Annotated in this window: 10 protein-coding genes; 4 read left to right on the top strand and 6 right to left on the bottom strand. The window is 66.3% G+C overall.

The genetic code is table 11. The features are described from left to right. Positions 1 to 168 precede the first annotated feature (168 nt). Positions 169 to 738, bottom strand: coding sequence for a TetR/AcrR family transcriptional regulator (locus tag DSP71_RS12375; RefSeq protein ID WP_258546417.1), 570 nt, complete (start codon positions 736 to 738; stop codon positions 169 to 171). A gap of 86 nt (positions 739 to 824) precedes the next feature. Here DSP71_RS12375 and DSP71_RS12380 point away from each other — a divergent pair, with 86 nt between their 5' ends. Continuing rightward, a complete protein-coding gene (locus DSP71_RS12380; protein ID WP_113681238.1) occupies positions 825 to 1,826 on the top strand; it encodes an SDR family NAD(P)-dependent oxidoreductase in 1,002 nt (333 codons plus the stop codon). Between the two features lie 20 nt (positions 1,827 to 1,846). Here DSP71_RS12380 and DSP71_RS12385 read toward each other — a convergent pair whose 3' ends face one another. Both DSP71_RS12385 and DSP71_RS12390 read right to left on the bottom strand, forming a co-directional pair. Beyond that, a complete protein-coding gene (locus DSP71_RS12385) occupies positions 1,847 to 2,200 on the bottom strand; it encodes a hypothetical protein (protein ID WP_113681239.1) in 354 nt (117 codons plus the stop codon). A 21-nt stretch (positions 2,201 to 2,221) separates the two neighbouring features. Then, a complete protein-coding gene (locus DSP71_RS12390) occupies positions 2,222 to 3,079 on the bottom strand; it encodes a hypothetical protein (RefSeq protein ID WP_113681240.1) in 858 nt (285 codons plus the stop codon). Between the two features lie 393 nt (positions 3,080 to 3,472). Between DSP71_RS12390 and DSP71_RS21700 the strand changes: the two genes are divergently transcribed. The 3 genes from DSP71_RS21700 (at position 3,473) to DSP71_RS12410 (ending at position 5,602) form a co-directional block, all read left to right on the top strand. After that, on the top strand, positions 3,473 to 3,682 hold the full coding sequence (locus DSP71_RS21700) for a hypothetical protein (protein ID WP_147251311.1): 210 nt from the start codon (positions 3,473 to 3,475) through the stop codon (positions 3,680 to 3,682). Between the two features lie 164 nt (positions 3,683 to 3,846). After that, a complete protein-coding gene (locus tag DSP71_RS12400; protein ID WP_113681242.1) occupies positions 3,847 to 4,746 on the top strand; it encodes a hypothetical protein in 900 nt (299 codons plus the stop codon). A 469-nt stretch (positions 4,747 to 5,215) separates the two neighbouring features. After that, entirely contained in the window at positions 5,216 to 5,602 is a 387-nt protein-coding gene (locus tag DSP71_RS12410) for a VOC family protein (protein ID WP_113681244.1), read from the top strand. A gap of 3 nt (positions 5,603 to 5,605) precedes the next feature. Here the strand turns inward: DSP71_RS12410 and DSP71_RS12415 are convergent, their stop codons facing one another. From DSP71_RS12415 to DSP71_RS12420, 3 genes are all read right to left on the bottom strand, one after another. Next, the gene (locus tag DSP71_RS12415) at positions 5,606 to 6,052 is read right to left on the bottom strand and encodes an NUDIX domain-containing protein (RefSeq protein ID WP_113681245.1); all 447 of its coding nucleotides are present in this window, start codon (positions 6,050 to 6,052) and stop codon (positions 5,606 to 5,608) included. Between the two features lie 36 nt (positions 6,053 to 6,088). After that, entirely contained in the window at positions 6,089 to 6,247 is a 159-nt protein-coding gene (locus tag DSP71_RS22290; protein ID WP_179516430.1) for a hypothetical protein, read from the bottom strand. A 35-nt stretch (positions 6,248 to 6,282) separates the two neighbouring features. After that, positions 6,283 to 6,808, bottom strand: a 526-nt coding sequence (locus tag DSP71_RS12420; protein WP_220151116.1) for a 3-keto-5-aminohexanoate cleavage protein, incomplete at its 5' end; no start/stop codon positions are given.

The following is a 6,808-nucleotide window of genomic DNA, read 5'->3' on the forward strand; positions in this document are numbered from 1 at the left end:
TGCCTGCGCAGCGAGCGGCACGAGAGCAAGAACGAGACTTAGTGCGCTCGCGCAGAGAACGGTCTGGCGTAAAGCTATACTCTTCATGCGAAGTATGTAAGCACACACATGAGGACATATCGATATACAATGCTTTACGAAATCCGGTTCGCCCCCGCCACGGACTAGTTACGCCGCGATCCCCCGCAGCAACCGCACCACGGTCTCCTCCACCCGCTCCGCACTCAACGGCTGCCCGATCAACGCGGAGTACGACGCCATCGCGATGAACTGATCCGCGATCGCCCCCGCATCCACGTCCGCCCGCACATCCCCCGCGGTCCGTCCGCGCGCCACTCGCTCCGACACCCATTCCCGGATCGGCGCCGCCAACCGCTCGTTCAACACCAAGCCCAGCTCGGGATCAGCCGCCGTCACCTCGATCAGCGCCCTCGCCAGCGATACCCCCTCGGGTCGAGCCAGCCCCGCGGACACCGCCGTGAACCACGCCCGCAAGTCGGCCCCGAGGTCGTCCGTCATCGGCACCGAAACCTCAGCGCCCGGCAGCGTCCCCTCGAGCAGCGCCTCCCCGAGGATCGCAGCCTTCGACGGCCACCACCGGTAGATGGTCTGCTTCGACACCTCCGCCTCAGCCGCGAGGCCCTCGATCGTCACGGCATCGTATCCGTCTGCGGCGAGCGCGCGCCGCATCGCGTCCAGCACGGACTGGCGGGCTTTCTCACTGCGAGGACGAGGCACCCGTCCACCGTACTCAGGCGTACACTGGAACATAAGTAGACGCACCGTTGCGAAACTACAACGGCACCCGAGCAAGGAGAACGAGCATGGCCCTCACCGCACACTCCACCATCGGCGACTGGATGAACGACCCGACCGGCGGCCCCCTCATCCGCGGACTCTTCGAGCAGACGGGCGCCGACCCCGAGCTCCTCACCCCCGTGCTGGGCCTTCCGCTTCAGCAGCTGGTCGCGATGAGCCAGGGCCAACTTCCCCAGTCGGTCGTCGACGACCTCGTGCGCGCGGCCAACGACGGCGAGATCCCCGAGGCCGACGACTCCGAGGGCTGGACCGAGAAGGTCACGTCCGGCCGCTTCGCCGGCAAGACCGTCATCGTCACGGGCGCCGCTTCCGGCATCGGCAAGGCCACCGCCTCGCGCATCGCCCGCGAAGGCGGACGCGTGATCGCCAGCGACATCGCCGCCGAGAAGCTCGACGCCCTCAAGGCAGAGCTTCCAGATGCCGACATCGTCACGGTCGCGGGCGACCTGACCACGCAGGACGCGATCGATGCCGTGCTCGCCGCCGCGGGCGACCGCATCGACGGCCTCGCGAACGTCGCCGGCATCAACGACGACTTCTCCCCTGCGGGCGAGACCCCGGACGCCGTCTGGGACCGCGTGATCGCGATCAACCTGACCGCTCCGTTCAAGCTCATGCGCGCGATCATCCCCGTCATGGAAGCTGCCGGTCGCGGCGCGATCCTCAATGTCTCGAGCGAAGCGGGCCTGCGCGGCAACGCCTCAGGCAACGCCTACACGGCCAGCAAGCACGGCATCATCGGCGTCACCAAGTCAGCGGCCTTCATGTACGGCCCGAAGGGCATCCGCGTGAACTCCGTCGCCCCGGGCGGCGTCGCCACCGGTATCCCGATGCCCCCGAACATGTCCGAGTATGGTTCCGGCCGCCTGGCCCCGTTCCAGCAGTCGATCCCGACCGTCGCAACGGCTGAGCACCTGGCGGCATCGATCACGTTCCTGCTGTCGGACGACGCCGTGAACATCAACGGCGCCGTCCTCGCCTCCGACGGCGGATGGTCGGTGCAGTAAGCCGCGGTATCGCCGGGGCGCTACGCAGGTCTGCGCGTGAGCGTGATCTTGACCGACGCCTCGGCACTCGCTTCTGCAATGAACAGAAGCTGACCCGTCGCACTCAGCGTGAGTCCCACCTCGATCTGTGAGACACCCCAGCCGCTCGATCCGCTATCGAGCCCCTCACCGATCTCGGTCAGCTTCCGCACCGTGTCGTTCCAGTTCGCCTTGATGGCCTCGACACTCGCGTTCACGACACGTTCCCCGCGTCGACTCGCGACCGGCGCCGAGTGCCTCTCGACAGGGCCGTCGTCGTCCGGCGAGCGGAACGTCGCATCCGATTCCTGAGGCGCGAGAATCTGTACAGCCCAGTTGTCCGCGGTATCGCTCATTGCATCTCCTCTTTCGTGCGTTCAGTGCTTCGCTTGGACGCCCAGCGCGTACACGGCTTGCGCCATGTTCTGCGCGATGCCCAGAGCCTCGGGGATTCGCGGGGCTCGCGGGCGGTGGGTCCCCGTATAGATGCCGACCGCCTCACCCGTGCGATCAAGACGGATCAGAGCGCCGGAATCGCCTCGGCTGCACCCCCGATCGAGGTACAGCACGATCGGATAATCCGAGAAGTTCGGGCTCACGATCGTGTTGCTCACCTGGGCCACCTGGCGGTGCTGACCTCCGCCCCTGGTCTGCACGATCACGTCGTCACCGACCGTCGGATAATCGACGACGGGCAGGTCGCTGAGGTGCGACAGCGCGTACGGAAGCTCGATGAAAGCCGCATCGATGGGCTGGTACCGCGAAAGGCCAAAGTACCCGTGACTTCCGTCATCCAGACCCAGGAGGTCGCCGGGACGCGAGTTCACGACGGAATGGCCAGCGACGATGATCCCCGGCACGTTGCCCCTCATCGCGTAGCAGGTCGTCGTGGCTCCGACCAGGTTCGGGGCGCCATGAAGCTCCCGTTCGACGCGGACGACGACGAGCGGGAGGCTTGTTCGCAAACGCGGAAAGCTCACCCGCAGCGGACGGTCGTCACGCCGCCGTTGCAGGAACCAGAACTCATCATCGACATCGTCAGGCAGGTACAGCGTCACCCCGAGAACCGGCGGGCTCTCCGCGCCTCGCTGCTGGATCAACCCGACCGCGCCGAAGGCGCGGATGACATCGTTCAACTCCGCGCCGAGGGGAACACCGGGAACTCTGTCGACGATGGTCTCACCGTCTTGGATCTCTGACACGAACGCGTAGGTGAGGAGCGTACTGCGGGTCACCGCGCGGAACTCTCTCGCGGCGTCATCGCCCGATCCCCCGTCCCTGCGACGGTCGAGGTCCTCCCAATACCGGATGATGCGTCGTCGACGACCTTCAAGCGAATTCAGGACTGCCGCCGGGGCCGCTCTGAGCGCGAGATCTTCGGGCACGTCCGCGCTGTCGAGTGCCCGTCGGACATCGCTTCGCGAGTACTCCACCTGGACTCCGCCTCTCCCGCGTCAGGATTCTGCAGCGCGTCAGAACCAAAGTAGCGGGAGTCGGCGAGTCGGCGTCTATGCGGAAGAGCTGCCCATCGGCGGAGCGATCGTCGGACTGCTGCTGCTCCTGTTGGGCGGAGCGTTCGTCGCCCGTCGACGACGCCACCGCATCGACGCCGTGTGAGACACCGGTGGATGCCGCGACCGATCGCGGCATCCACCGATCTCCTGTCGAACTCGCCGCACGTCGAGTCGCGGGACGCCACAGAGGGAGCACTGACAAGAGCCCAACCATTGCGCGTCACAAAGTCGGCGGCGTTCGTGCGAGGACTGATGGGCATCCGCATGAACTCCGTCACCCCAAACAGAGTCGCCACCGGCATCCCGGTCCCCGAACATGTCTGAGTGCGGCTCCGGCCGCCTGGCCCCGTACCGGCAGGCGATGCCGACCGGCGCAACCGCGTCGAGCGCGTCGAGCGCGTCGAGCGCGTCGACGAATATATCACTATCGTCCTCATATGTGTGCTTGTATCTGCTCCAAGCACTCGAACTAGATGTAGGAGGACCCCATGATTCGTGTTTCCCACGCCACGCGCACATCGCCATACGAGCCCACCCGGCTTTTCATATCGATTGCGACCTCCGCTGCCCTGGCCCTCGGAGCCATCGCTCTCCCCACCACGTCGTCGTGGGCGGATACCGGAGGCGACGGAGACCAGACGACAGCAGGGCACGAGATCGCCGCTGCGTTGGAGCACGTGGAAGGCAGCCTGGTCGGCGACTTCGCTCCTTCTGAGATCGAGGATGGGCTAGATGACGAGAGCGCTCAGGTCGGCGTCAGGGTCGAGGTTTCGAACGACGCGACAGAAGGCGTGCAGATCTCGACGGGGAACTTCGTTCTCGGGATCGACCTGCCCCACGCAGACGCAGCTGACACCGGCGAAGGTCTTCCGAACGGTGGAGTGGCCTATCCCTCGACCATGGATAGCGCGAATGCCGTCATCCCCGTTGACGGTGGCGCACAACTCCTCACCGTCATTTCGAACGACGCGGCACCCGAACGCTTTGACTACGGGCTCACGATGCCACCCGAGAACCGCCTGGAGGAGACCGCGGATGGCGGCGCACAGATCGTCGACTCGACTGGAAAGGCAGTCGTCATCTTCGAACCCGCCTGGGCTCGCGACTCGAGCGGGAGGAGCGTCCCAACTCACTACTCCGTTCAAGGGAACGTCCTGACCCAGACCGTCGCGCACAAGAGCCTGAGCAGCATCTCGTATCCGATCGTCGCCGACCCGCTTCCTGTCGTCGTGATCGTCATCACAGCCGCGGCAGCGATCGTCGTCGCCGCAGCCGCGCTCGGAGTCGCCACCTGGATTGTCATCAGTTGGTGGAACACCTGTCGCGCACAGGGAAAGTACCCCGAGCTCTCCACCCGAAACGGCTTCACTGCCAGGTGCGTGCGATAGCGCGACGGAATCTAGGGTTTCCTGATGTCTCCCAAACGGCTCTTCACAGGCGACCGCATCTTCGTGATGGCGTGCTCGCTCTGCATCTCGATTGGGCTCGTGGTCATCGCTGGTCTATCGTTCGCAAGTTACGCATTCGCGAACAGCGTCACGATTGCGATCCCCTGGATCGCAAGCTTCGACGGGTACGTCGATGTGAACGGATCGCCCGCTGTCACCGTCCGCGGATCGTGGATCGCAGTCCTGGCAGCGACAGCAATCGTCGCTTCCTCGCTCATGCTTGTCGCCCTATGCAGCGAGCGGTCCTCCCGCGCACGAGTCGGGCGCGTGTGACGCTCGCCCAAGACGTCGGGCGCCATCTCGTCACACTCGAGAGGTGGCGTCCGGCAGCTGGTCGCGACCTGCGGCGCGACATCTCGCCTATCGATCACTGGGCAGAACGACCCTTCAGCGGTCATACACTCGCTCCATGCTGAAGCTCGTGTCGATCGTGATCCGCGTGACGGACCTCCCCGTGCAGTCCACGTTCTGGAAGGCAGCCCTCGACTACGTCGAACGCGACCCCGCGGACGACGACTGGGTCGTGTTGAAACCGCGCGATGCCGACGCTCCCTGCATCGCTCTCGACGCGCACCACTCCGAGCGCATACTGCCTCCGCGCATCCACCTCGACATCTACGCCGAGGATCAGGCCGCCGAGGTGCAGCGGCTCCTCGCTCTGGGTGCGCGCGAGGTGCACTGGGACGGACGCCCGGCCGACGCCGACTACGTGATCATGGAAGACCCTGAGGGCAACCGCTTCTGCATCGTCGACCGTCCCGACTGGTCGGGGTGGGACCGCGCAAGCGGAGAGTGAGGATTAGCCGACGTCGGCCAACATCCGATCCACCCACACCGGATGCGGCAGCGTGGCGATCTCGGCACGCGTGAACCACCCGACCTCGACGACCTCGTCCTGATCAGGCACCGGCGGATCGAGCAGTTCGCACGCGAACGCGGTCGACACGTACGACACACGATCCCCGTTCGGATACGTCACGACGAGCGATTCGCCACCGAAAGCGCCGACGATCCCGGTGATGCGGATGCGCGCGCCGATCTCTTCCTGCACCTCACGGGTGATCGCCTCATCCGGACCCTCCCCCGGCTCGACGCCACCACCGATCAGACCCCATTCCTCCGAGCCCGCCGTGCGCGCGAGCAGGAAACGATCGCCCTCGCGGATCACCGCGGTCACGCCCGGCAGCAGCAGGAGGTCATGACCGATCCGCGCGCGGATCGATCGGACGTACTCAGAGAACGGCATGCCGGGAGCCTAGGTTCCGAGACTGCGCGTAGGCCGTCACTCCGGGCCGGGCCGTCGCTCTCGGGCCGTCGCCTTCCGGTGCGACGCGAGAGCCGCGCGCACGGCCGAGTAGATCACCAGCCACACGACAGCGATCCCGATGAAGACGTACGCGAGATTCGCGAGAAGGACGAGAAGAAACGAGCCAGAGAACATCGCCCCAGAATGCCGCACCCCGCGCACCCGCCCGGTCAGACTCCCCGCATCCGCGCCACGGCCGCCCGCACCAGAGCCGCGTTCCCCGGAGCAGTCGTGCCATCGGGGAGCAGCAGCGTGTCTTCCAGGCCGATGCGCGACGCCAGCCCGAACTCGACGGCAAGGTCGAACACCGGCCACGTCGAGCCCTCCTCGCCGTGCAACAGGATCGGGAGGTCGGGCTCCTCGAGCTGCACGTGGGCGATCATCCCTTCAGCGTGATCGCGCAGCACATCGGTCGGTTCGTCGGGGAGCTCGATCAGCACCCGCAGGCACTGCCCGCGAACGGGCGACCGCTTCCACACCTCGAAGCCGGCCGCGTCCCACAACCCGGCCTCGACCGCGACGCCGCGCCTAAGCAGCAGCGCGGCCACCTCATCGGCGCCGGCCTCGTGCCAGTTGACCGACGCGTGATCGGGTAGCTCCGTCCACGCCTCGATGGCGGCAAGGCGGCGCTCGACGTCGGGCTCGGCCCACGCTCCCGTCGTCACGCCGACCGGCACACCGGGGCTCGCGGAGCGC

It is taken from the genome of Microbacterium sp. H6, assembly GCF_003314775.1.
GTDB lineage: Bacteria > Actinomycetota > Actinomycetes > Actinomycetales > Microbacteriaceae > Microbacterium > Microbacterium oxydans.